21 protein-coding genes are annotated in these 21,400 nt (G+C 65.5%); 15 read left to right on the top strand and 6 right to left on the bottom strand.

All coding sequences use genetic code 11. The features are described from left to right. Nucleotides 1-36 precede the first annotated feature (36 nt). From GFK26_RS34405 to GFK26_RS32505, 3 genes are read right to left on the bottom strand one after another with little or no spacing between them, the layout of a single operon-like run. Nucleotides 37-276 carry a hypothetical protein gene (locus tag GFK26_RS34405; protein WP_228121833.1) on the bottom strand — a complete coding sequence of 80 codons (240 nt, stop codon included), beginning with the start codon at nt 274-276 and terminating at the stop codon, nt 37-39. Between the two features lie 27 nt (nt 277-303). Next, nucleotides 304-465, bottom strand: coding sequence for a hypothetical protein (locus GFK26_RS34400; protein WP_228121832.1), 162 nt, complete (start codon nt 463-465; stop codon nt 304-306). After that, entirely contained in the window at nt 449-1,144 is a 696-nt protein-coding gene (locus GFK26_RS32505; RefSeq protein ID WP_228121831.1) for a nucleotidyltransferase domain-containing protein, read from the bottom strand. Before GFK26_RS32505 ends, GFK26_RS34400 begins: the two co-directional genes overlap by 17 nt. Here GFK26_RS32505 and GFK26_RS32500 point away from each other — a divergent pair. The 15 genes from GFK26_RS32500 to GFK26_RS32430 all read left to right on the top strand — a co-directional run bounded on the left by GFK26_RS32500 (nt 1,127) and on the right by GFK26_RS32430 (nt 17,730). Next, nucleotides 1,127-1,450, top strand: coding sequence for a nucleotide pyrophosphohydrolase (locus tag GFK26_RS32500; protein WP_153285604.1), 324 nt, complete (start codon nt 1,127-1,129; stop codon nt 1,448-1,450). The two genes, GFK26_RS32505 and GFK26_RS32500, sit on opposite strands and share 18 nt — an antisense overlap. 115 nt (nt 1,451-1,565) lie before the next feature. Then, complete coding sequence (gene urtA / locus GFK26_RS32495) at nt 1,566-2,834, top strand: urea ABC transporter substrate-binding protein (RefSeq protein WP_153285603.1); 1,269 nt, start codon at nt 1,566-1,568, stop codon at nt 2,832-2,834. A gap of 182 nt (nt 2,835-3,016) precedes the next feature. Further along, nucleotides 3,017-4,564, top strand: a complete 1,548-nt coding sequence (gene urtB, locus GFK26_RS32490; protein WP_153285602.1) for an urea ABC transporter permease subunit UrtB — start codon at nt 3,017-3,019, stop codon at nt 4,562-4,564. Continuing rightward, nucleotides 4,561-5,775: an urea ABC transporter permease subunit UrtC gene (gene urtC / locus GFK26_RS32485; protein ID WP_153285601.1), complete on the top strand. Its 1,215-nt coding sequence runs from the start codon at nt 4,561-4,563 to the stop codon at nt 5,773-5,775. Before urtB ends, urtC begins: the two co-directional genes overlap by 4 nt. After that, on the top strand, nt 5,772-6,650 hold the full coding sequence (gene urtD, locus GFK26_RS32480) for an urea ABC transporter ATP-binding protein UrtD (protein ID WP_153285600.1): 879 nt from the start codon (nt 5,772-5,774) through the stop codon (nt 6,648-6,650). The genes urtC and urtD overlap by 4 nt, the downstream gene beginning before the upstream one ends. A gap of 261 nt (nt 6,651-6,911) precedes the next feature. Then, entirely contained in the window at nt 6,912-7,604 is a 693-nt protein-coding gene (gene urtE, locus GFK26_RS32475) for an urea ABC transporter ATP-binding subunit UrtE (protein ID WP_153285599.1), read from the top strand. A 109-nt stretch (nt 7,605-7,713) separates the two neighbouring features. Next, nucleotides 7,714-8,970 (top strand): MFS transporter, encoded by a 1,257-nt coding sequence (locus GFK26_RS32470; protein WP_153285598.1) that lies wholly within the window; start codon nt 7,714-7,716, stop codon nt 8,968-8,970. Between the two features lie 244 nt (nt 8,971-9,214). Further along, nucleotides 9,215-10,225 (top strand): aldo/keto reductase, encoded by a 1,011-nt coding sequence (locus tag GFK26_RS32465; RefSeq protein WP_153285597.1) that lies wholly within the window; start codon nt 9,215-9,217, stop codon nt 10,223-10,225. Between the two features lie 150 nt (nt 10,226-10,375). Continuing rightward, the gene (locus tag GFK26_RS32460) at nt 10,376-11,314 is read left to right on the top strand and encodes a VTT domain-containing protein (RefSeq protein WP_153285596.1); all 939 of its coding nucleotides are present in this window, start codon (nt 10,376-10,378) and stop codon (nt 11,312-11,314) included. Nucleotides 11,315-11,344: 30 nt separating this feature from the next. Further along, the gene (locus GFK26_RS32455) at nt 11,345-12,709 is read left to right on the top strand and encodes a cache domain-containing protein (protein WP_153285595.1); all 1,365 of its coding nucleotides are present in this window, start codon (nt 11,345-11,347) and stop codon (nt 12,707-12,709) included. Nucleotides 12,710-12,714: 5 nt separating this feature from the next. Further along, nucleotides 12,715-13,392, top strand: a complete 678-nt coding sequence (locus tag GFK26_RS32450; protein WP_153285594.1) for a response regulator transcription factor — start codon at nt 12,715-12,717, stop codon at nt 13,390-13,392. Between the two features lie 977 nt (nt 13,393-14,369). Beyond that, nucleotides 14,370-15,491 (top strand): DUF262 domain-containing protein, encoded by a 1,122-nt coding sequence (locus tag GFK26_RS32445; RefSeq protein ID WP_153285593.1) that lies wholly within the window; start codon nt 14,370-14,372, stop codon nt 15,489-15,491. Beyond that, entirely contained in the window at nt 15,488-16,279 is a 792-nt protein-coding gene (locus tag GFK26_RS32440; protein ID WP_153285592.1) for a HEPN domain-containing protein, read from the top strand. The genes GFK26_RS32445 and GFK26_RS32440 overlap by 4 nt, the downstream gene beginning before the upstream one ends. A gap of 143 nt (nt 16,280-16,422) precedes the next feature. Further along, nucleotides 16,423-17,067, top strand: coding sequence for a DUF938 domain-containing protein (locus GFK26_RS32435; protein ID WP_153285591.1), 645 nt, complete (start codon nt 16,423-16,425; stop codon nt 17,065-17,067). A gap of 105 nt (nt 17,068-17,172) precedes the next feature. Further along, a complete protein-coding gene (locus GFK26_RS32430) occupies nt 17,173-17,730 on the top strand; it encodes a C40 family peptidase (protein WP_153285590.1) in 558 nt (185 codons plus the stop codon). Between the two features lie 21 nt (nt 17,731-17,751). Here the strand turns inward: GFK26_RS32430 and GFK26_RS32425 are convergent, their stop codons facing one another. From GFK26_RS32425 to GFK26_RS32415, 3 genes are all read right to left on the bottom strand, one after another. Continuing rightward, nucleotides 17,752-19,059 (bottom strand): FAD-dependent oxidoreductase, encoded by a 1,308-nt coding sequence (locus GFK26_RS32425; RefSeq protein WP_153285589.1) that lies wholly within the window; start codon nt 19,057-19,059, stop codon nt 17,752-17,754. 106 nt (nt 19,060-19,165) lie between these two features. Continuing rightward, complete coding sequence (locus GFK26_RS32420) at nt 19,166-20,527, bottom strand: DUF5666 domain-containing protein (RefSeq protein WP_153285588.1); 1,362 nt, start codon at nt 20,525-20,527, stop codon at nt 19,166-19,168. Next, a complete protein-coding gene (locus GFK26_RS32415; RefSeq protein WP_153285587.1) occupies nt 20,524-21,366 on the bottom strand; it encodes a DUF6502 family protein in 843 nt (280 codons plus the stop codon). Before GFK26_RS32415 ends, GFK26_RS32420 begins: the two co-directional genes overlap by 4 nt. Between the last annotated feature and the right edge of the window lie 34 nt (nt 21,367-21,400).

The following is a 21,400-nucleotide window of genomic DNA, read 5'->3' as shown; positions in this document are numbered from 1 at the left end:
TTGACGGACACACCAGGCGCGCGGTGTGCGACAGCGCTAGGAGGTGGCAGGAGGAGGCAACCCGGACAGCGCCGAGGCCACGCGCTGAGAGGCGGCGATGAGGTCGCGCACGATGCGCTCATCGATGTTCATGTCGCCTTCGTATTCACCGAGGTTGCGAATCTCGTGCCCCTTGGCCAGCACGCGCCAGACTTCCGGCCCCAGCGCCAGGGTGTGCGGCAGCACCTGGAAGACGATGAAGCGGTTGCCCGATCGGTAGCCATGCCATCGCAGCACCGCGAGGCACAAGGCATGCGCCGAGTTCTAGGCCAGATCGAAGCGGCTTTCCAGCGAGAGCTGGGCGACCTGCGCATCGGCCAGACGCGCCAGCTCGGAGCGAAGCAGGCCCGCGAACTCGCGTGCATCGGGTGCTTCGGCCGTCAGTGGTTTCGACGGACCGCACAGGTTGTCAAGCGGGGAGGGCATGCGCGTCGCCGATCACCCAGAGCTTGGGCTGTGCCATGACGCGTGTGGCGAAAGATTCGCCGTCCTTGAGCTTTCGCATCAGTTCTTTCCTCGTGAACAGGGTGGGATTCACTGTACGGCCGAGGCGCGCCGAGACCGTGTCGAGGGCGAGAAAGAGATCCGAATACGCAAGTTCGTCACTGATCAGCAGCAGGTCGATGTCGCTGGATGCGGTGTCGCTCTTCTTGGCCACCGAGCCGAAGACGAAGGCCGCGTCGATCTTGTCGGCCACCGGCTGCAAGGCATCGCGCAGCGGGCCTGCGAGCCCGAAGGTCTTGCGCACGATGCCGCACAGCTCTTCGAAGATCGGCGCGTCCGCGTTGGCGCGGTAGTGCTTCTGGTTGCCGACACGCGACGTCGTGAGCAGTCCGCTGGCGGTCAGTTGCTGGAGTTCACGCTGCACCGCGCCCGAGCCCGCGCCGGTAAGCTTGATCAATTCACTGGAAAAGAAACTCCGGTCCGGCTGGCCGAAGAGGCAACCCAGCACACGCTGCTGCGTGGTCGTGAACAGGGCGTCCGCCAGGCTGGCGGACTTCTCGACAACCGGTGCTGGTGATTTCAATTTACCCATTTTGGGTATCTTAATGCCCAAATTGGGTTGTTCAATCTCTACAGGACTGTCATGGCCGATGACCTGCAATCGCTGACCCAGGCCTTGCGCGACTTCGCGCAGGCCCGCGACTGGGAGCAATTTCACTCCCCCAAGAACCTCGCCGCCGCGCTGTCGGTCGAAGCCGCCGAGCTGCTTGAGCACTTCCAGTGGCTCACCGAGGCGCAGAGCCGGTCGCTGCCTGAAGACAAGCGCGCCGAGATCGGCACCGAGATCGCGGACGTCCTGCTCTACCTGCTGCAGCTCGCCGACAAGCTCGACATCGACCCGGTCGAGGCGGCGAAGCACAAGATGCTCGCCAACGCCGTGAAGTACCCGGTGCCGCCACCCGCCTGAGTACCTCCGTGTACGCCACCCGGCGTATTTCCCCTTGGTGGTGCGTTCCGCAGACTCCCTCCATCGCCAGCCCTGTGCTGGCGAACGGTTCAATCAACCCGGAGCAGGAGTCCACATGCAACGTCGTTTCACCCTTCAGGCGCTCACCGCCGCCGTCGCGCTGGCCAGCATTGGTGCTGCCCCCGCATTTGCCGCCGACACCATCAAGGTCGGCGTGCTGCATTCGCTGTCGGGCACGATGGCCATTTCGGAAACCGTGTTGAAAGACACGGTGCTGATGGCCATCGACGACATCAACAAGAAGGGCGGCGTGCTGGGCAAGCAGCTCGAGCCCGTGATCGTCGACCCGGCCTCCAACTGGCCGCTGTTCGCCGAAAAGACCAAGCAGCTGCTCGGCCAGGACAAGGTCTCGGTGATCTTCGGCTGCTGGACCTCGGTGTCGCGCAAGTCGGTGCTGCCAGTGGTCGAGGAAATGAACGGCCTCTTGTTCTACCCCGTGCAGTACGAAGGCGAAGAGCTCTCGAAGAATGTGTTCTACACGGGCGCCGCGCCCAACCAGCAAGCCATTCCGGCCGTCGACTACCTCATGAGCAAGGAAGGCGGCGGCGCCAAGCGCTGGGTGCTGCTGGGCACCGACTACGTGTACCCCCGCACCACCAACAAGATCCTGCGCGCCTACCTCAAGAGTAAGGGCGTGAAGGACACCGACATCGACGAGAAGTACACGCCCTTCGGCCACAGCGACTACCAGACCATCGTCGCCGACATCAAGAAGTTCTCGGCCGGCGGCAAGACGGCGGTGGTCTCGACCATCAACGGCGACTCCAACGTCCCCTTCTACAAGGAGCTGGGCAACGCGGGCCTGAAGGCCAAGGACGTGCCGGTCGTCGCCTTCTCGGTGGGCGAAGAAGAACTGCGCGGCGTGGACACCAAGCCGCTCGTGGGTCACCTCGCGGCATGGAACTACTTCATGTCGATCAAGAACCCGACCAACACGGCGTTCATCAAGCAATGGGGCGACTACGCCAAGGCCAAGAACATCGCCGGCCACAAGGACAAGCCGCTCACCAACGACCCGATGGAAGCCACCTGGATCGGCATCCACATGTGGAAGCAGGCGGTGGAGAAGGCCAAGTCGACCGACACCGACAAGGTGATCGCGGCGATGGCCGGCCAGACCTTCACGGCCCCGTCGGGCATCGTCTCGAAGATGGACGAGAAGAACCATCACCTGCACAAGAGCGTGTTCATCGGCGAGATCAAGGCCGACGGGCAGTTCGGCGTGGTGTGGAAGACGCCGGGTCCGGTGAAGGCCAAGCCTTGGAGCCCGTACATCGAAGGCAACGACAAGAAGCCGGATCAGCCTGCCGGCAAGTCGATGTAAGCGAGTTTCTCCCTCCCCTTCGGGGGAGGGCAGGGGGGGGGCTGACGGCGATCGATTCGAGCACTGCGCTTGTCCGGGCGCCGCGTGCCCCCATCCCAACCTTCCCCCGGAAGGGGAAGGGGCCAACCCCAACTTCCAAGTTCATGATGCTTCGACGAACCCTTCACTGCGCCTTCGCCGCCATGCTCCTCGCAGCGCCGGCCGCCCACGCGCTGACCGCCGACGAAGCCCGGGCCATCGCCTCCGGCGAGTCCGAAGCCCGCATCGCCGCGCTCAACAAGGCCGTGCTCACTGCCGACGACAAGACCTCCGCCTTCATCCAGGCCATGGCCGACGACGCCGTGAAGTACACCGAAGACAAGGTCTTCGTGATGAAGGACGACAAGGGTTTTGATCCTGTCACCGGCGCCGAGCTGAAGGTGCCCGACACCGCCGAAGACGTCGTCAACAACAACCTCATGCGCGGCGCACTCGATGCCGCGCAGGCCGCGCTCAAGCTCACGAGCACCGACGACGCAGTGCGCGCCGAAGCCGCGCAGGCGCTCTTCAAGGAGTCCGACGAATCGCGCGTGCCGATGGTCGAGAAGGCGCTGGCCGCCGAAAAGAATCCGAAGATCAAGGCGCAGCTCGAACTCGTGCGCGCCGCGAGCATGCTCACCAGCACGGACAAGGCCAAGCGCCTCGCCGCGGCCAAGGAACTGGGCAACAACCAGAACCCCGACACCAAGCTGCTGCTCAACCAGCGCCTGGCCGACGAGACCGAAGCCGATGTGAAGGCGGCCATCACCGCCTCCATCGCGAACATCGACGGCGCGCTGGTCTGGGGCGATCGCATCAACGCCGTGTTCAGCGGCATCAGCCTGGGGTCGGTGCTGCTGCTCGCCGCGCTCGGCCTGGCCATCACCTACGGGCTGATGGGCGTCATCAACATGGCGCACGGCGAGCTGATGATGATCGGCGCCTACGCCACCTACGTGATGCAGGGCATCTTCCAGAAGTACATGCCCGAGGCGGCGTTCGGCTGGTACCTGGTCGCTGCGATTCCCGTGTCGTTCCTCGCCTCGGCGCTCGTGGGCGCGGTGCTCGAACGTGGCGTCATCCGCTTCCTCTACGGCCGCCCGCTCGAGACGCTGCTGGCCACATGGGGCATCAGCCTGATGCTGCAGCAACTCGTGCGCACGCTCTTCGGCGCACAGAACGTCGGCGTAGAAAACCCCGGCTGGATGAGCGGCGGCTTCACGATGTTGAGCAACGTCACGCTGCCATGGAACCGCATCTGCATCGTCATCTTTGCGGCGCTGGTGTTGCTTGCGATGGGCTGGCTCATCGGCAAGACGCGCCTGGGCCTCTTCGTGCGCGGCGTCACGCAGAACCGCCCGATCGCCTCGTGCATGGGCGTGAACACCGCGCGCATCGACACCTACGCCTTCGCGCTCGGCTCGGGCATCGCGGGCCTGGCGGGCTGCGCGCTCAGCCAGATCGGCAACGTCGGCCCCGACCTGGGCCAGAGCTACATCGTCGACAGCTTCATGGTGGTCGTGATGGGCGGCGTCGGCCAGCTCGCGGGCACCGTGTATGCGGCGCTGGGGCTGGGCATTCTCAACAAGTTCATCGAAGGCTGGGCGGGCGCGGTGCTCGCGAAGATCGCGGTGCTCGTTTTCATCATCATCTTCATCCAGAAGCGCCCGCAAGGCATCTTCGCGATGAAGGGCCGGAGCGCGGAAGCATGAGCAAGGTCACGTTGCCAACCAAAGGGCCGCTGCTGAGCGGCAAGGGCTGGACGGCCTTCTTCGTCGCGCTGATCGTGGTGTGCGCGATCGCGCCGGTGCTCAACATCGTGGTGTCGGCCGACAGCCCGCTGCACATGAGCGACTACGCCGTCGCGCTCGTCGGCAAGATCATGTGCTACGCCATCTGCGCGCTGGCCATGGACCTGATCTGGGGCTACACCGGCATCCTCTCGCTGGGCCATGGCCTCTTCTTCGCGCTCGGCGGCTACATGATGGGCATGTACCTCATGCGCCAGATCGGCCGCGACGGCAACTACAAGAGCGACCTGCCCGACTTCATGGTGTTCCTCGACTGGAAGGAGCTGCCCTGGCACTGGACCTTCAGCGGCAGCTTTGGCATGACGCTGCTGCTCATCGTGGCGGTGCCGGGCCTCATCGCTTTCGTGTTCGGCTTCTTCGCGTTTCGCTCGCGCATCAAGGGCGTGTATTTTTCGATCATCACGCAGGCCATGACCTTCGCGGCGATGCTGCTGTTCTTCCGCAACGAGACGGGCTTCGGCGGCAACAACGGGTTCACCGACTTCAAGCGCATCCTGAACATCCCGATCGCCACGCAAGAGATGCGCATGACGCTCTTCGCGCTCACGGGCCTCACGCTGCTGGGCTTCTTCCTCTTCGCCAAGTGGCTCATCAGCAGCAAGTTCGGCCGCGTGCTGCAGGCCATTCGCGATGCCGAAACGCGCGTGATGTTCTCGGGCTACAACCCGCTGCCGTACAAGCTCACGATCTGGGTCATCTCGGCCATCATGTGCGGTGTGGCCGGCGCGCTGTATGTGCCGCAGGTCGGCATCATCAACCCGGGCGAGATGAGCGCGGCCAACTCCATCGAGATCGCGATCTGGGCCGCGGTGGGCGGTCGCGCCACGCTGATCGGGCCGATCATCGGCGCGTTCATCGTCAACGGCGCCAAGAGCTGGCTCACCGTGGCCTACCCCGAGTACTGGCTGTACTTCCTGGGCGCCTTGTTCATTGCTGTCACGCTGTTCCTGCCGAACGGCATCGTGGGGTTGGTGAAGAAGTGGTTGTCCCGCGAGAAGGCGGCGCCGGCCGAACCCGTGCAGGATGCACGACGCGCCATCGCCGCAGAGAAGGGCGTCGAGCCTGAGGCACTCGTCTCGCTGCCCGTGGACGCGAAGGGAGCCCGCGCATGACACCCGACCTCATGGAAGCCGGCGCCGAGCGCGCCGCACGCGCGGCCGGCCTGCACACGGCCACGGGCCAGACCGAATCGGGCGGCCGCGCCGCAGGCTTCAGCCGCATCGCGACGCCGGGCGAGGTCGACATCACCCACGGCCGCATCCTGTACCTTGAGGACGTGAGCGTGAGCTTCGACGGCTTCAAGGCAATCAACAAGCTCTCGCTCGACATTGCACCGGGCGAGCTGCGCTGCATCATCGGCCCCAACGGCGCAGGCAAGACCACGATGATGGACATCATCACCGGCAAGACCCGGCCCGATTCGGGCACCGTGTTCTTCGGCAGCACCATCGACCTGCTGCGCCACCGCGAAGCCGACATCGCGCAGCTGGGCATCGGCCGCAAGTTCCAGAAGCCGACGGTGTTCGAGCACCTCACCGTGTTCGAGAACCTCGAGCTTGCGCTGAAGACCGACAAGGGCGTGCGCGCGTCGATGCTGTTCAGGCTCGATTCGGCGCAGAGCGACCGCCTGGCCGAAGTGCTGGAAACCATCCACCTGGCCGACAGCGTGTCGCGCCTGGCCGGCAACCTGAGCCACGGCCAGAAGCAGTGGCTCGAAATCGGCATGCTGCTCATGCAAGACCCGAAGCTGCTGCTGCTCGACGAGCCCGTGGCCGGCATGACCGACGAGGAAACCGCGCGCACCGCCGAACTCTTCCTCACGCTCAAGGGCAAGCATTCACTGATGGTGGTGGAGCACGACATGAGCTTCATCCGCACCATCTCCGAGATCGTGACCGTGCTGTGCGACGGCTCGGTGCTCGCGCAAGGCACGCTCGACGAAGTGCAGGCCGACGAGCGCGTCATCGAGGTCTACCTTGGCCGCTGAGATCACCCGACGCCGAGGCAGCCGCCGCCGAATCCACGACAGGTGCCCGGCGGGCGGTGCGGTGTGGGCGGCCCCTCTGTGCCGCCGAGGAGCGCAGCGTTTCGCGGATCAGGGCTCGCAGCTGTCTGAGCGAAGCGAGTTCTGCGAGACCCCGCGAAGCGCGAGCACCGCAGGGCAGCCCGAAGGGCCGGCACAGTGGGGCCGACCGCGCCGTGCCGCCTGCCGGGTACCTCTTGCCAATGCCATGGAAGGCGCAAGCCAATGCTGACAGTCAAGAACATCCACCAGTACTACGGCGGCTCGCACATCCTGCGGGACGTCAGTTTCGAGGCGCACCTGGGCAAGGTCACCGTGCTGCTCGGCCGCAACGGCGTCGGCAAGACCACGCTGCTGAAGTCGCTGATGGGCCTCGTGCCCATCAAGAGCGGCAGCATCGAACTCGAAGGCAAACCGATCCAGAAGGCCACGCCGTACGAGCGCGCCCGCGCCGGCATCGGCTTCGTGCCGCAGGGCCGCGAGATCTTCGCGCGGCTCACGGTCGAGGAGAACCTGCGCATGGGGCTGGCCTACAAGAGCGGCGGCACGCCGATTCCTGCGGAGCTGTTCGAGTTGTTCCCGGTGCTCAAGCAGATGATCAATAGGCGCGGCGGTGACCTGTCGGGCGGGCAGCAACAGCAGCTGGCAATTGCCCGCGCCCTCGCGCCCCAGCCCAAGCTGCTGATCCTCGACGAGCCCACCGAGGGCATCCAGCCCAGCATCATCAAGGACATCGGCCGCGTCATCCGCATGCTCGCCGACCGCGGCGACATGGCCATCGTGCTGTGCGAGCAGTACTACGACTTTGCGCAGGAGCTGGCCGACGACTACCTCGTGATGGAGCGCGGCGAAGTCATTGCGCGCGGCCTGGGCAAGGACATGGAAGCGCAGGGCGTGCGGCAGCTGGTTGCGATCTGAATTGCAAGACGGTACCGATGCCAGGCACGAGCGCATCTTCACAATTTAGGGGTTTACCCTAGAATCGGGCCTTGCCCGCGCTCGCCGGGCACCCCCCAGGAGCCCGGCCTTGAACGCCTCACCGTCCGCCCGCGAAGGCGCGGAAACCACCGCCATTTCGCCGTCTGTCTCGTCCCAGCAGTTCCTGCGCGCGGTGCTCGCATTGGGCGTTGGCGGCTTTGCCATCGGCACCGGCGAGTTCGTCATCATGGGTCTGCTGCCCGAGGTCGCGAAAGACATCGCCGTCACCATCCCGCAGGCCGGCCACGTCATCAGCGCCTATGCGCTGGGCGTGGTCATCGGCGCGCCCGTGCTCGCGGTGCTGGCCGCCGGCTGGGGCCGACGCGCGCTGCTGATCGCGCTGATGGCCGTGTTCGCGGCCGGCAACTTCGCCAGCGCGATGGCGCCCGGCTACCTGTCGCTCAACCTGCTGCGCTTTGCCACCGGCCTGCCGCACGGCACCTACTTCGGCGTGGCCGCGCTCGTGGCCGCCACGCTCGCGCCACCGGGGCGCCGCGCGCGTGCTGTGGGCCTCGTGATGCTGGGCCTCACCGGCGCCACGCTGGTCGGCGTGCCCATCGCGGCGTGGCTGGGCCAGCTGTTCGGCTGGCGCGCGGCCTTCGTGTTCGTCGGCGTCATTGCGTTGGTTGCCGTGGTGCTGCTGCGCCGCGACGTGCCCGACATCGCACCCGCCGCCGGCGCCAGCCCCTGGCGCGAACTCGGCGCGCTCAAGCGCAAGCAGGTGTGGTTCACGCTCGGCATCGGCGCCATCGGCTTCGGCGGCATGTTCGCCGTGTTCAGCTACATCAAGCCCACGCTGATCGAAGTGGCCGGCCTGCCGCTGGGCGGCGTGCCCTTCGTGCTCGCGCTGTTCGGCCTGGGCATGGTCACCGGCAACCTCGTCGGCTCGCGGCTGGCCGACAAGTCGCTCATGCGCACCATCGGCGGCGTGCTCGTGTATGCGGCGCTGGTGCTCGCCACCTTCACCTTCGCGGCGCACCACGTCGTGACGGCGGCCTTCACCGTGTTCCTGATCGGCACCACCGTCGCCATCGGCCCGGCCCTGCAGATCCGCCTGATGGACGTGGCCGGCGACGCGCAAACGCTCGCCGCTGCGCTCAACCACTCGGCCTTCAACATGGCCAATGCCCTCGGCGCCTGGCTCGGCGGCGTCGCCATCGCGGCCGGCCTGGGCTGGACCTCGACCGGCTGGGTCGGCGCACTGCTCGCACTGGCGGGCGTAGGCATCTTCGCCTGGGCGCTGGCGAGTGCGCGGGCGGATGCGCGGCGGTCGGTGGCCGTGGCTTGCGAAGGGTCGGCGGGGTGAGAGACTGTCCAGCGGCGGCGGCGGCGATCGACCTCGAAATCGCCGGGCGACACGCCAAAGCGCGCAAGCCCCGAAGCGCTTCGGATGCGCGCGACGTGCAGGGACGCGCCGGCCTGTTTTCCCGCAGGCTGTAAGGCCGGCCGCACGCCCGAATCTCGCCCGCCTGCAGGAATGCCCGGCCGTGCCTATGATGACCGCCGCCCCTTCCTCCTCCCTCTTCTCCTACCCCTTGGAGCGCGCGCGCATGAGCATCCCCACCACCCGCCTGGGCCGCACCGGCCTCACCGTGTCCCGCCTGGCCCTGGGCACCATGACCTTCGGCCTGCAGACCGACGAGGCCGTGTCGCACCAGATCCTCGACAAGGCCGCCGACGCCGGCATCAACTTCCTCGACACCGCCGACGTGTACCCGCTGGGTGGCACCGTCGAGACCACCGGCCGCACCGAAGAGATCATCGGCAACTGGCTCGAAAAGCAGGGCACCGCCGGCCGCCGCCGCTTCGTGGTCGCCACCAAGGCCGTCAACAAGGTCGGCCCCAACCCCTGGGACCAGGGCGCCTCGCGCAAGCACCTGCTCGACGCCATCGACCTCTCGCTCAAGCGGCTGAAGACCGACCACGTCGACCTGTACCAGCTGCACATGGACGACCGCGAGACGCCGCTCGAAGAGAGCCTCGAGGCGCTCGACGTCATCGTGAAGTCGGGCCGCGCGCGCTACATCGGCGTGTCGAACTTCCTGGCCTATCGGCTGGCCCGCGCGCTCGGCAAGTCCGACCTGCACCGGTTCACGCGCTTCGTGTCGGTGCAGCCGCGCTACAGCCTGCTGTTCCGCGAAATCGAGCGCGAGCTGCTGCCGCTCGCGAGCGAAGAGGGGCTGGGCGTGATTCCCTACAACCCGCTGGCCGGCGGCCTGCTCACCGGCAAGTACAAGCCCGGCGCCAAGCCCGAGGAAAACACCCGCTTCACCCTTGGCACCGCCGGCAACATGTACCAGGACCGCTACTGGAACGATCGCAGCTTCGACACCGTCACGCAGTTGCACGCGCTGGCCGACGAAGCCGGCGTGCCGCTGGCCACGCTGGCCGTCGCCTGGGTCATGGCCAACCCGCTGATCACCGCGCCGCTGCTGGGCGCCAGCCGCCCCGAACAGCTCGACGCCACCGTCGCCGCCGCCAGCTACGTGCTCGACCCCGCGCTCAAGCAGAAGCTCGACGCGCTCACGGCCGAGTACCGCAAGGGCGACGCGCCTCGCTGAGCGAACGGGCGCGTGCCGGCGCCCCCGGATGGCCTGCGCGCAGTACGTGCTTGGGCCATGCAGGAGAATCGCGGCCGGCATGACGACTTCCCACACCACCTTCCGGCGCGCCGCCCTGCGGCAGCCGGCATCGACCGAACGGCGGCCCGCATGGCGCAGCTGATGTCGCTGCTGGTGCAGAACGCGATCCTGGTGGTGTTTGGCGCCAGCTTTGCCGCGCGTCTGGGGCTGCCCGTGCCGGCTGCGGCCGTGTTGGTCGTCACCGGCGCGCTGCTCGCGGCGGGTGACGTGTCGGTGGTCGGCGTGGTGCTGGCCGCCGTGGCCGCCAACCTGCTGGGCGACGGCGCGTGGTTCTATGCCGGACGCCGCTTCGGCTACCGCTTCATGCGGCTCTTGTGCCGCATCTCGCTGTCGCAGGACTCGTGCGTGCGCCGCGGCGAATCACTCATTTCAGACTGGGGCGGCATGTCGCTCGTGGCCGCCAAGTTCGTGCCGGGCGTCTCCGTGGTGGCCCCACCCATGGCCGGCGCGCTGGGCATGTCGGTGCGGCGCTTTATCGGCTTCGACATCCTGGCCGCGCTGGTCTGGACGGGCCTTTTCCTCGGCCTGGGCTGGCTCTTTCGCGACCAGATCCAGCAGGTGCTCGCCATGCTGGCGCAGGCCGGCGGCATCGCCACCGCCGCGCTGGGCGTGGTGCTGCTCGTGATGCTCGCCGTGCGCTACTGGCGCCGCCGTGCCTTCGCACGGCTCACCGGCATGCCGCGCATCAGCGTCGACGAACTGTTCGACCTGATGAGCGGCGACGTGCCGCCGCTGGTGATCGACGTGCGCGGCGAAGCCGGTGTGCAGGTCGACCCGCGCCGCATTCCGGGCGCGCTGTCGTACACCCTCAAGGCCCTGCAGCAGCGCAACCTCGACCTGACGATCGACCCCGATCGCGACGTGGTGCTGTACTGCAATTGCCCCAACGAAGTCTCCGCCGCGCAGGCTGCGCGCGTGCTGCTGGCGCGTGGGGCGCGGCGGGCGCTGCCGCTGACGGGTGGGCTCGATGCGTGGGTGGCTTCGGGGCGGCCGACGAGCATGCATTGAGATGAGACGCACGGGGCGCCTGCACAGCCGATGAACCTCCGCACCAAGATCGTCGCGCTGGCCGTCGCGCCGCTGCTCATCGCGCTGGTGCTCGTGGCCCTGGCCGTGCGCCACCAGGAGCACGACCTGGCCCAGCGCGAGCGTGCCCTCATCGAGCGCAGCTACATGGCGCAGCGCCGCAGCGAGCTGCGCAGCTATGTCGAGCTGGCCGTGAGCAACCTGCTGCCGCTGTACGAATCGGGCCTGGACGACGAGGCCACGCGCGCCGAAGCGCTGCGCCGGCTGGCCACGCTCAACTACGGCGACGACGGCTACTTCTTCGTCTACGACATGGACGGCAACTCGCTCATGCACTCGCGCCAGCCCGAGCTGGTCGGCCAGAACCTGTGGGGCCTGCGCGATTCGCATGGCCGCTTCACCATCCAGGAGCTGATCAAGGGCGCGCGCGACAAGGGCGGCGGCTACGTCGAGTACGAATGGCGCAAGCCCTCGAGCGCGCAGATGGCGCCCAAGCTCGGCTACGTCACTGCGCTGCCGCGCTGGAACTGGATGGTCGGCACCGGCTTGTACCTGGACGACATCCAGTCGACCATGGACACCCTCGACCGGCAGATGAACGCCAACGTCACCGCCACGCTGCTGTGGATTGCCGGCATCGCCGCGCTGTGCCTGGGCGTGGTCAGCGCGGCCGGGCTGCTGCTCAACCTCAGCGAGCACCGCACCGCCGAAGCCAAGCTGCGCCTGCTCGCGCGCCGCGTGGTGCAGTCGCAGGAAGAAGAGCGCGGCCACCTCGCGCGCGAGCTGCACGACGGCACCAGCCAGACGCTGGTGTCGGCCAAGCTGCTGATCGAATCGGCCGTCGAGTCGCTCGACCGCGCGCACCAGTCGCCGCCGCCCGCGCTCGGCAAGGCGCTGCAGCGGCTGAACGATTCGCTCATCGAGGTGCGCCGCATCTCGCACCGGCTGCGCCCCGCGGTGCTCGACACCCTGGGCCTGCCCGCCGCGCTGGAGCGCCTGGGCGCCGAGTTCGGCGAAGAAGGGGGTGTGGACGCATCGATCATGGTCGAGGGCGAGCCCTTCGAGCTGTCGCAAGAAGCCAAGACCGCGCTCTTTCGCGTCACGCAAGAAGCGTTGACCAATGTGCGCAAACACGCGCGTGCGCAACAGGTGCACATTGCACTGGGTTTCGACGAAGAGGCCGTGCGCCTGGAGATCAGCGACGACGGCGTCGGCTTCAACGTCGAGGCCATGCAGCTCGACCCGAGCCGCGGCATCGGCCTGCGCAACATGCGCGAGCGCATGGAATCGATCGAAGGCCAACTGCGCATGCGCTCGGGCCGGGGCCACACGTCCATCGTGGCCGAAGTGCCCGTGCGGCGCGCAAAGCCAGAATAGCGACCATGAATGAAGTCCCCGCCACCGCTGCTGCTGCCCCTGTGGTCGTGCGCCTGTTCCTGGTAGACGACCACCCGCTGGTGCGCGACGGCCTGCGCGCGCGCCTGGGCTCCATGCCCGGCCTGGAGATCGTGGGCGAGGCCGGCAGCGCGGCCGAGGCGCTGGCGCTCATCGGCCCCGCGCAGCCGCACCTGGTGCTCATGGATGTCGGCATGAAGGACATGAACGGCATCGAGCTGGCGGCGCTGCTGCTGCAACAACAACCACAGCACCAGCCCGCACCGCACATCGTCATGCTCAGCATGTACGACAACCCCGAGTACGTGCAGAAGGCCCTGCAGGTCGGCGCGCGCGGCTACGTGCTGAAAGACGCGCCGGCTGCAGAGATCGTGGCCGCCATCGAGGCCGTGTCGGCGGGCGGCACCTTCCTGAGCCCGGCCGTGTCGAAAAAACTCTTTCGCAACCAGACCCCGCGCCCGCTGCTCACGCCGCGCGAAGGCGAGATCCTGAGCGCGCTCGGCCGCGGCGAATCGAGCAAGCAGATCGCGCGCGACCTCGGCCTGAGCGTGCGCACCGTGGAGGCGCACCGCCAGAGCATCAAGCGGCGCCTGGGCATCGAAGGGCAGGCGGAGCTCATCAAGTACGCGGTGGAGCACGCGCGAGAGTTCGGCGGGCAGGGCTGAGGCGCTGCTGTTGTTGATGCGGGGCTCGCGCCCTGCTTTCAGGGCCTGACTGTCAGGGCTTTGTGAATCGCCGCTGCCGCAGTGCGATTACTTGCGCGAACCGCGCATTCCTCGGCGAAATATCTCTGTGCGCCGGGCAGGACTTCTCTACAGTGAACGCCCCTGTGATGAAACGACCCGCTATGTGGGCGCGCACCACGAACTACCGACTGATTGAGTGAATGAACCGCTTCGCCTCACGGCGGGCCATCGATGCAGATCGATCGATGCGAACGTGAGGCACAAAAGGCGACGGCCACGGTGCGCGAACACCATGACCGTCTAACCAAGTGACGTGCATTTACTTTGGAAAGAGAGCACACCAATGGCTGATCGAATTATGGCCCGCGCTACCGGGCCGGCCTCTCCCCACGCGACCACACCCAGTGCAGCAGACCTGCTGGAATGCAAGCTGGAACAACTGAACTCGCTGCTGTGGTGCTGCTATGGCGCCGGCGATGGATGGTTTGAAGATGCGGGGGCAGGGCATCGGGACAACCTGCTTTGGATCGCTTCGGATTTGGCGCGGGATGCGGCGGCGTTGTTTCAGGAGAGTGGGGAGGGGAGGGTGAGGGTGAGGGGCTTGGCCTTGGTGTTGGATATCGGGGCGGTAGCGGTGGTCTGGTTGCCGAAATTCGATGAGTGTGCGAGAGCGACTGGCCAGTACACACGCTTGCAAGCGCGTGGAGAGTCTGAGAGCGCGCCATCATCAGGGCCCATTTGCGCAGAACTGTCAGCACACTCTTACTCTGTTGCAGAAGGCGAGTTCATCGGAAATTGAGCTTCCACGCCTTGAAAGTGGTCGCTTGACGAAGCGAAATCCGCGGTTGGCCTGCGACAACTCAAGTTGATCTGGTTGTGGGAAGCCTTGAAAGGCCATACTCTCAAGCTGGACCGAAAAACCAAGCGTTCGTAGTGAATTTTCAGGAGTTACTTAATTGGCTACAGCAAAAACAAATCGAGAAATTGAAGGTAGATATGCTCAAGAAGATAAAGAAATAGCACAGGAGAGAAGTGATTTTCTGCTGCCGCAAGTAATCGATTTCGTTCAGAAGAAGCAATGGATGAATCTCCAGCCAGAATATCAGCGACGACAAGTTTGGGATAAACGACGTCAATCTGAATTCATAGAATCTTTACTAATGAATCTTCCAATACCGCCTGTGTTCCTCTTTGAGCCGGAATACAGCAGATATGAAGTAATGGATGGGCAGCAACGACTTTCATCAATAATTTCTTTCTATGGAAATAGGTTGAAATTAGTGGGGCTCGAGCATTGGAAAGAGCTCAATGGTAAGATTTATAGCGATCTGCCAACAAAAGTGCAGCGAGGGCTGGATCGACGCAGAATATCCGCCGTTGTGCTTCAAAGTATGGCCGACCCTAGTAGTGCTAATGAATTGCGTCAAATTGTTTTTGAGCGCCTCAATACCGGCGGTCAAAAATTGAATGCGCAAGAATTGAGAAATTGCGTCTATTCCGGAAGATTCTCTACTCTTCTTGTAGAGCTTGCGGGACTTCCTCAGTTTAATGATCTTATTGGCGTGCCGCGTTACGAAGATCATTTTGTTGATGGGCAGGTAAGCCCAGCGCTTGAAAGTAACCCGCTATTCAAGCGAATGATAGATTGCGAAATTGTGTTGAGATTTTTTGCTCTTCGAAATCCAAAGGATATCAAGGGCTCGATGAAATCAATACTCGATAAATGCATGGAGAGAAATCGAAACATAAATGAAGATCAAGCCTTGGAAATGACGGTGGAATTTAGATCTAGAGTTGAATTGGCGCACGAATTGTTTGGTGAAAATGCATTTAAAGCAGCCCTCGACCCCGAAGAAAAGGTTTCGCAACCCTTTTATGATGCTGTAATTATTGCTTGTGACAGGGTTTATACATCTCGTCAGCGACTGCTGCGTAACAAGGCAAAACTGAAAAGAAGCGTTCACGCGACTTTTGGCAATGAAGAGAATTATGGACTCCTCGTTGGGCGCGGCAATACTGCGAAAACAATTCAAGAGCGTCTGAATTTGGTTGAATCTATTTTTCGAGATGTCCTGTGACCAGTGGTTCACCGCAGAAGATTAACTTCGATCAACTCACAGAAAATAGCCTTAAATGGCTCGACTGGATCGAAGGTGCAACAAAGCTGCAAGGCCTGATTAAGGGGAATGTCAATTTTGACGGGCTAGAGGGCGATGAAAAGAAATTCGTTGCGTCGCGTCTGAATGAAGTGGCCCCCAATCGGCAATTGTTGCTGAATTCTGTTTACATCACCATGACCGCTGGTTTTGAAGAGTATCTAAGGACTACGCTTAAAGCCATGGCCGATAACTTGAACCAAGAAGCAAAACCACCCAACGCGCATCACAAGACGTTGGTGAATTTTAATATTCGAGAAACCGCAAAGCTATTGCGAAGAATGGATTCTCCTCCGGACTACATCACCTTCAATCATGACGATCTGTGTAGGATTTTAGGTTCCTGTGCGACTGGTTCACAAGCGGTTCAATTCAATGGTGAAGCTCTGAGTGATGTTGACGGTTTGATTCGATTGAAAAATTTTTGCGAGCGCGCCGAAGGTTTGGGAAAAAGGGTGGATCTAGATGTGGCGGCAAAAGATCCGGCAATAAAAATTGCGCTTAAGCAGGAAAAAAATAATTCCGCTAGAGATGTGAGGAAACTTTTGGAAGATGAGTTGGAAATAATCTCACGGTACAGGAATAGAATTGCACACATTGGAGGCAATGCTTCGGATGTCACGGAGCCGGTGCTCAGAAGTCATAAATACCTCTTGTCGGCCGTTGCTGTTGCTATTGAAAACCAAATACAAAATCGAGCAAAAAAGTAATGAAGTTGGAAAACGCTGATTTCAAATTTAATTTGATGGCCTGCAGCCTAATGTGTGGTTTTGGGGTTAATTTTTAGATGGCTTGGGAAAGTAAGAAGAAAAGTTTTTGATGTCCATTAAGTCCGCCAGTCCGCCCCCATTTGATGTTTGAACTGCCTTTCAGCCCCGCCACAGACCGCAACAAACAACCCATCCTCGATGCCCTGACCCGCATCCTCGATGAGCACGGCACCGCCTTGGAAATCGCCTCCGGCACAGGCCAACACGCCGCCTGGTTCGCCGCCGCCATGCCTTCATGGACCTGGCAGCCCACCGACGCAGACGCCCGCTCGCTCCCCGCGATCGCCAGTCGCGTCGAGCAAGCCGCGTTGCCCAATCTGCGCCCGCCGCTGCTGCTCGACGTGATGGCGCCGCAGTGGCCCTCGCAAGGCCTCGCGTTCGCGCAAGGCAAAGAAGAAGAAAAGTTCGACGCCATCTACTGCGCCAACATGCTGCACATCGCACCCTGGCCCACCTGCGCCGCGCTGATGGCCGGTGCTGCGCGGCATCTGCGTTCCGGCAGCGGCGTGCTGATCACCTACGGGCCTTACTTCGAAGACGAAGCACAGCACGGCCCCACGGCACCGAGCAATCTGGCGTTCGACGAAGACCTGCGCGCGCGCAATCCCGCATGGGGCATTCGCCGTCTCGACGACGTGGTGGCAGAAGCGCGTCGCGTCGGCCTCGCGTTGCGCGAGCGGCACGCGATGCCCTCGAACAACCTGCTGCTGGTCTTCGGCTTCAGCTGACGATGAAGAAGAGCGAGGGCGTCATCGCCCGCCAAGGGGCTCTGCATTGCGATCCGGCTCACTCGCGCTAGAGTCGGGCCACGTCCACAAGACCGGCCTGCGCCCATGCTCGACACATCCCTGCCGACGCCCTCACGTTCTTCCCCCGCATCGCTGTTGCTCTCGCAGCGGCTGCTGTTCCGACTGATCCCCGCCGTCACCGCCTGCCTCCTGGCCATCGGCTGCGCGAGCCCGCCGCCGACGCGCGTGCCCGGTGGTTCGGTGCCCAGCAGCAACATCCCGCCGCTGACCTCGGAGCAGTCGAACAGCATCACGATCCATGCGCTGGGGCTGGTCGGCACGCCGTACCGCTATGGCGGCAACTCGCCCGAGGGCGGTTTCGATTGCAGCGGGCTCATCGGCTACGTGTACCGCCAGAGCGTGGGGCAGGTGCCGCCGCGCACGGTGTCGCGCATGGCGGGCTTCGGGCGGCCGGTGCCGATGTCGGAGCTTCGCTCGGGCGACCTGGTGCTGTTCGGCTCGGCGTCGCCCACGCATGCGGGCATCTATGTGGGCGACGGTCGTTTCGTGCACGCGCCGTCGACGGGCGGCGAGGTGCGGCTCGACCGGCTCGACGGCGTGTACTGGTCGCGGCAGGCGACGCAGGCGCGCCGGCCCGGCTGATTCGACGATCCTGACTGCTCGCTACTTCCGCGGCGACTGCACGTGCTCGGGCCGCACGCCGATGCCCACGGCGCGCGCGGGCAGGGCGCGCAGCCACGGCCAGCGCCCCAGCAGGCGCAGCGGCAAGGGCATGGGGCGGGGCGCGATCGATGACGACGCGGCAGCCGCTGTGGCCGCCTTGCGGCTGAGCACCGGCATCAGCACGCGGTCTTGCACGAGCCGCTGCGCGGCCTGCGTGACGCGCACGGGCCATTCGCGGCGGCGCTGCAGCTGGGGCAGCAGGGTGTCGATCTCCTTGTCGGTGGCGCTGCCGGCGAGCGACGCGGCCAGCAGGTTGGCGGCGGCCACGGCGTCCTGCACGGCGAGGTTGATGCCGACGCCGCCCACGGGCGACATGGCGTGCGCGGCGTCGCCGATGCACAGCAGGCCGGGGCACGACCACGATTCGAGCCGGTCGACGCTCACTTCGAGCAGCTTCACGGCCTCCCAGTCGGGCAGGGCCTCGGGCAGGCGCGTGGCAAAGAAGGGCGCGATGCGTGCAATCTCGGCGTGGAACGCGGCAATGCCGCGCGACTGCAGTTCGACCCGGCCGCCCTTGCGGATGACGAAGGCGCACTGCCAGTAGTCGCCGCGGTTGAGCGTCACCAGCAAGCGGCCGGCCGCGATGTGGCCGCCGGTGGCCTCGGGGTCGCCGGGCAGCTTGGGAATGCGCATCCACAGCACGTCGATCGGCGCGCCGTAGCTTATGTGCGGCAGCGCTGCCGCGTCGCGCAAGGTGGAGTGGCGGCCGTCGGCGGCGACGATGAGCGAGGCGTGCAGCTCGATGTCTCTCGGGCCGCCGCTGTCGGGGCTGCGGGCGCCGACGCGCACTTTCACGCCGTTGACGCGGCCGTTGTCCTGCAGCAGGCCGGTGGCCTCGGCGTCGGTCCACAGCTCGAAGCCGGGGTAGCGCCGCGCCTCGTCGCACATGAAGTCCAGAAACTCCCACTGCGGCATGAGCACCAGAAAGCGGGCGTGGGTGGGCAGCCGCCTGAAGTCGGCAATGGGCACGCTGCGGCCCTCGTAGGTGCCGCGCAGCTCTTCGATGCGGTTGTGTGGGCGCTGCAGGAAGGCGTCGAGCAGGCCGAGTTCGTGCAGCACTTCGAGCGTGGACGGGTGCACGGTGTCGCCGCGGAAGTCGCGCAGAAAGTCGAGGTGTTTTTCGAGCACGACGACGGGCACGCCTGCGCGCGCAAGCAGCAGGCCCAGCACCATGCCGGCCGGGCCGCCGCCGGCAATGCAGCAGCGGGGCGACGTGGGAACGGGGGCAGCGGTGGTGTGCGTGTCCATGGCTCCGATCGATCCGGTCGCGCCATGGGTGGCGTGGCCTGTGGGGTGCGCGGTGCGTGCACCCTCGGTGTACGCACTGCGCGGCCGGACCGCCGGGGCCCGGACCTCAGGGCAACGTGAAGCTCACGCGTTGTGCAATGAGCACGCCGTCGACCACGCGGTCGCCGACGACGGTCACGCGCCTGGTGTTGCCCAGGTCGGCGGCGGTGCCGTTGTCGAAGATGGTACCGGAGCCGCTGGCATCCACACGCTGGCCGCGCACGATGAAGTCGGCGGCCGACACGTAGTTGGCGATGGGGCCGATCACGGTGAACGACACGGGCCCGCCGGTGCCGGGCACGTAGCGGATGCGCAGTTTCTTGGCCACGAGCACTTGGCCCGAGAGGAAGCCGTCGACCTCGACCTTCACGCCGTTGCCGACGGCGCCGACCGTCCCGGGGGGGATCTGCGCATTGCGCGCGTCGATCTTGTTGCCGAGCACGCGGAAGTCGCCCAGCGTGGCGAAGTCGGTGACCACGCCCGCCAGCTGCAGCGCGATGCCGTCGGCCGAGGGAATGGCGTACCAGCCCTGCACCTGGGTGGCGGTGAAGCGGCCGGCGGCCGGTGCCGCCGTGCCGCGCACGCGGACGATGGCGCCGTTGGCCAGGCTCGCGGCGTCGATGCCGGGGCCGAAGGCGGCGCCGCCGAAGTCGACGGTCAGCAGGCCGAGCGTGAACTGCTGGGCGCCGCGGTCGAGGTTCTGCACGGTGCCGGTCACCAGCGGGGCGGTGGTGGCGGGCGCCACCTGGACACGCGTGGCGCGCAGCGTGCCCGGTGCGGCGGGCAGGCCCCACACCTGCACGATGGTGCCGTCGACGAGGTCGGTGTCGCCCTTGGCGCCGGCCCAGACGGTGGCGTTGTCGGTGGTCACGCGGGCACCCATGACGGTGAAGCTGCCGTCCTTCGGGTCGATGGCCGACACGGCGCCGCGCAGCTCGGCGGCCGAGACGACCGTGGCGGCGATGCCGTTGTTGAAGTCGGCATCGACCTTGCCGGCGATGCGCGCGCTCATGCCGATCTGCAGTTCGGTGGTGTCCTCGAGGCTGAAGGTGGCGCTGTCGGTGTTGTAGCGCAGGCCGTTGAGGATCACGCTGCCCAGGCCGTCGGCCGCGCCGATGCCGGCGGCGTCGGCGCTCACGCCGGTGCCGCCGGAGCCCACGCCCGAGCCGTCGCCGTTGGTGTTGCCGGCGGTGGTGTCGCCGCCGCCGTTGCTGCCAGTACCACTGCCGGTGCCGCTGCCTGCGTCACCCGAGCCGCCGTCGCCGCCCCCACCGCCGGTGCCGGTGCCGCTGGCCGCGCTGCCGGGCGCGCCGAAGCCCGGCGTGCCGCCGCCACTGCCGCCGCCGCCTCCGCAGGACAGAAGCAGGGCCATGACGCCGGCCATGAGCAGGCCGCGCGCGAGTCGCAAGGAGGTGAGGGTGGTGTTCATCGGGGAGGCTCGTTCTTCTGGGGCGCGCCGGCAGGGGGCGCGCCTTCATCGTCTTCGTAATACGTGTAGATGCCGACGCGGATGCGCGCCTTCGCCTTGGCGTCGGGGGCCGCGCGGTCGACGGCCTGGGTCATCTCGCGGGCCAGCTCGTGGTGCAGGCCGGCCCAGCGTTCGCGCACGAGGCGTTCGATGGCTGTGCAGTCGGCCAGCGTGAGCCCGCGCGCGTACACGGCGCGCTCGAGCATGCGGGGCGTGTCGCCCAGGGTGTTGGAGACGGCGGCCAGCAGGTGGTCGCGGCCGTTGTCGCCCAGGAAGGCGAGCATCGATTGCAGGTCTTCCACCGGCACGAAGCCGTCGGCCGTGAGTTCGGCGGTGCCGTCGCTTTCGGCCACCATCTGCAGGCGCACCAGCTCGTCGAGGATGGTGCGGTGGTGCACGTTGCCCCGGCTGGCCAGGCGGGCCACGCGCTCGAACGACGGCCCGTCACCCTCGGTGACGACGGGCAGGCGGCGCAGGGTGTCGTCGTCGGTGGTCATCTGTAACCACAACGTAAAAGTCTTGGCCGCCGCTGACAGCTCGGTGTGGGGCAGCGGGTCGACGGTCGCGCGGACCTTGGCGGTGACGACCTTGCGGTTCAGCCCGGTGGTGACCGAAAGCTGGCTGAGGTTGGGCCGGGGCACGCCCTGGCCGCGCCAGGTGCGCTGGGCTTCCTCGATGAGCAGGTCGCGCAGCAGGGCTTCCAGGTGCGGGTGCTTGACGCCCATGGCCAGCGCCAGCCGGACCACGGGCCTGAGGATGCGAGCGCAGGCGGCAAGGGCCCAGTCCAGCCGGTGTTCCATGGATGCGGGGAGCGTTGTTCCTGGTGAGGGGGTG

This window comes from Variovorax paradoxus (assembly GCF_009498455.1).
Lineage (GTDB): Bacteria > Pseudomonadota > Gammaproteobacteria > Burkholderiales > Burkholderiaceae_C > Variovorax > Variovorax paradoxus_H.
Note: the sequence above shows the minus strand (reverse complement) of the source record. Positions and strands in the feature narration are given on the sequence as shown.

Coding starts and splice junctions, on each gene's coding strand:
- GFK26_RS34400 (WP_228121832.1), bottom strand. CDS start 465: ATGCCCTCCCCGCTTGACAACCTGTGCGGTCCGTCGAAACCACTGACG.
- GFK26_RS32500 (WP_153285604.1), top strand. CDS start 1,127: ATGGCCGATGACCTGCAATCGCTGACCCAGGCCTTGCGCGACTTCGCG.
- urtA (WP_153285603.1), top strand. CDS start 1,566: ATGCAACGTCGTTTCACCCTTCAGGCGCTCACCGCCGCCGTCGCGCTG.
- urtB (WP_153285602.1), top strand. CDS start 3,017: ATGCTCCTCGCAGCGCCGGCCGCCCACGCGCTGACCGCCGACGAAGCC.
- urtC (WP_153285601.1), top strand. CDS start 4,561: ATGAGCAAGGTCACGTTGCCAACCAAAGGGCCGCTGCTGAGCGGCAAG.
- urtD (WP_153285600.1), top strand. CDS start 5,772: ATGACACCCGACCTCATGGAAGCCGGCGCCGAGCGCGCCGCACGCGCG.
- urtE (WP_153285599.1), top strand. CDS start 6,912: ATGCTGACAGTCAAGAACATCCACCAGTACTACGGCGGCTCGCACATC.
- GFK26_RS32465 (WP_153285597.1), top strand. CDS start 9,215: ATGAGCATCCCCACCACCCGCCTGGGCCGCACCGGCCTCACCGTGTCC.
- GFK26_RS32460 (WP_153285596.1), top strand. CDS start 10,376: ATGGCGCAGCTGATGTCGCTGCTGGTGCAGAACGCGATCCTGGTGGTG.
- GFK26_RS32455 (WP_153285595.1), top strand. CDS start 11,345: ATGAACCTCCGCACCAAGATCGTCGCGCTGGCCGTCGCGCCGCTGCTC.
- GFK26_RS32450 (WP_153285594.1), top strand. CDS start 12,715: ATGAATGAAGTCCCCGCCACCGCTGCTGCTGCCCCTGTGGTCGTGCGC.
- GFK26_RS32435 (WP_153285591.1), top strand. CDS start 16,423: ATGTTTGAACTGCCTTTCAGCCCCGCCACAGACCGCAACAAACAACCC.
- GFK26_RS32430 (WP_153285590.1), top strand. CDS start 17,173: ATGCTCGACACATCCCTGCCGACGCCCTCACGTTCTTCCCCCGCATCG.
- GFK26_RS32425 (WP_153285589.1), bottom strand. CDS start 19,059: ATGGACACGCACACCACCGCTGCCCCCGTTCCCACGTCGCCCCGCTGC.
- GFK26_RS32420 (WP_153285588.1), bottom strand. CDS start 20,527: ATGAACACCACCCTCACCTCCTTGCGACTCGCGCGCGGCCTGCTCATG.
- GFK26_RS32415 (WP_153285587.1), bottom strand. CDS start 21,366: ATGGAACACCGGCTGGACTGGGCCCTTGCCGCCTGCGCTCGCATCCTC.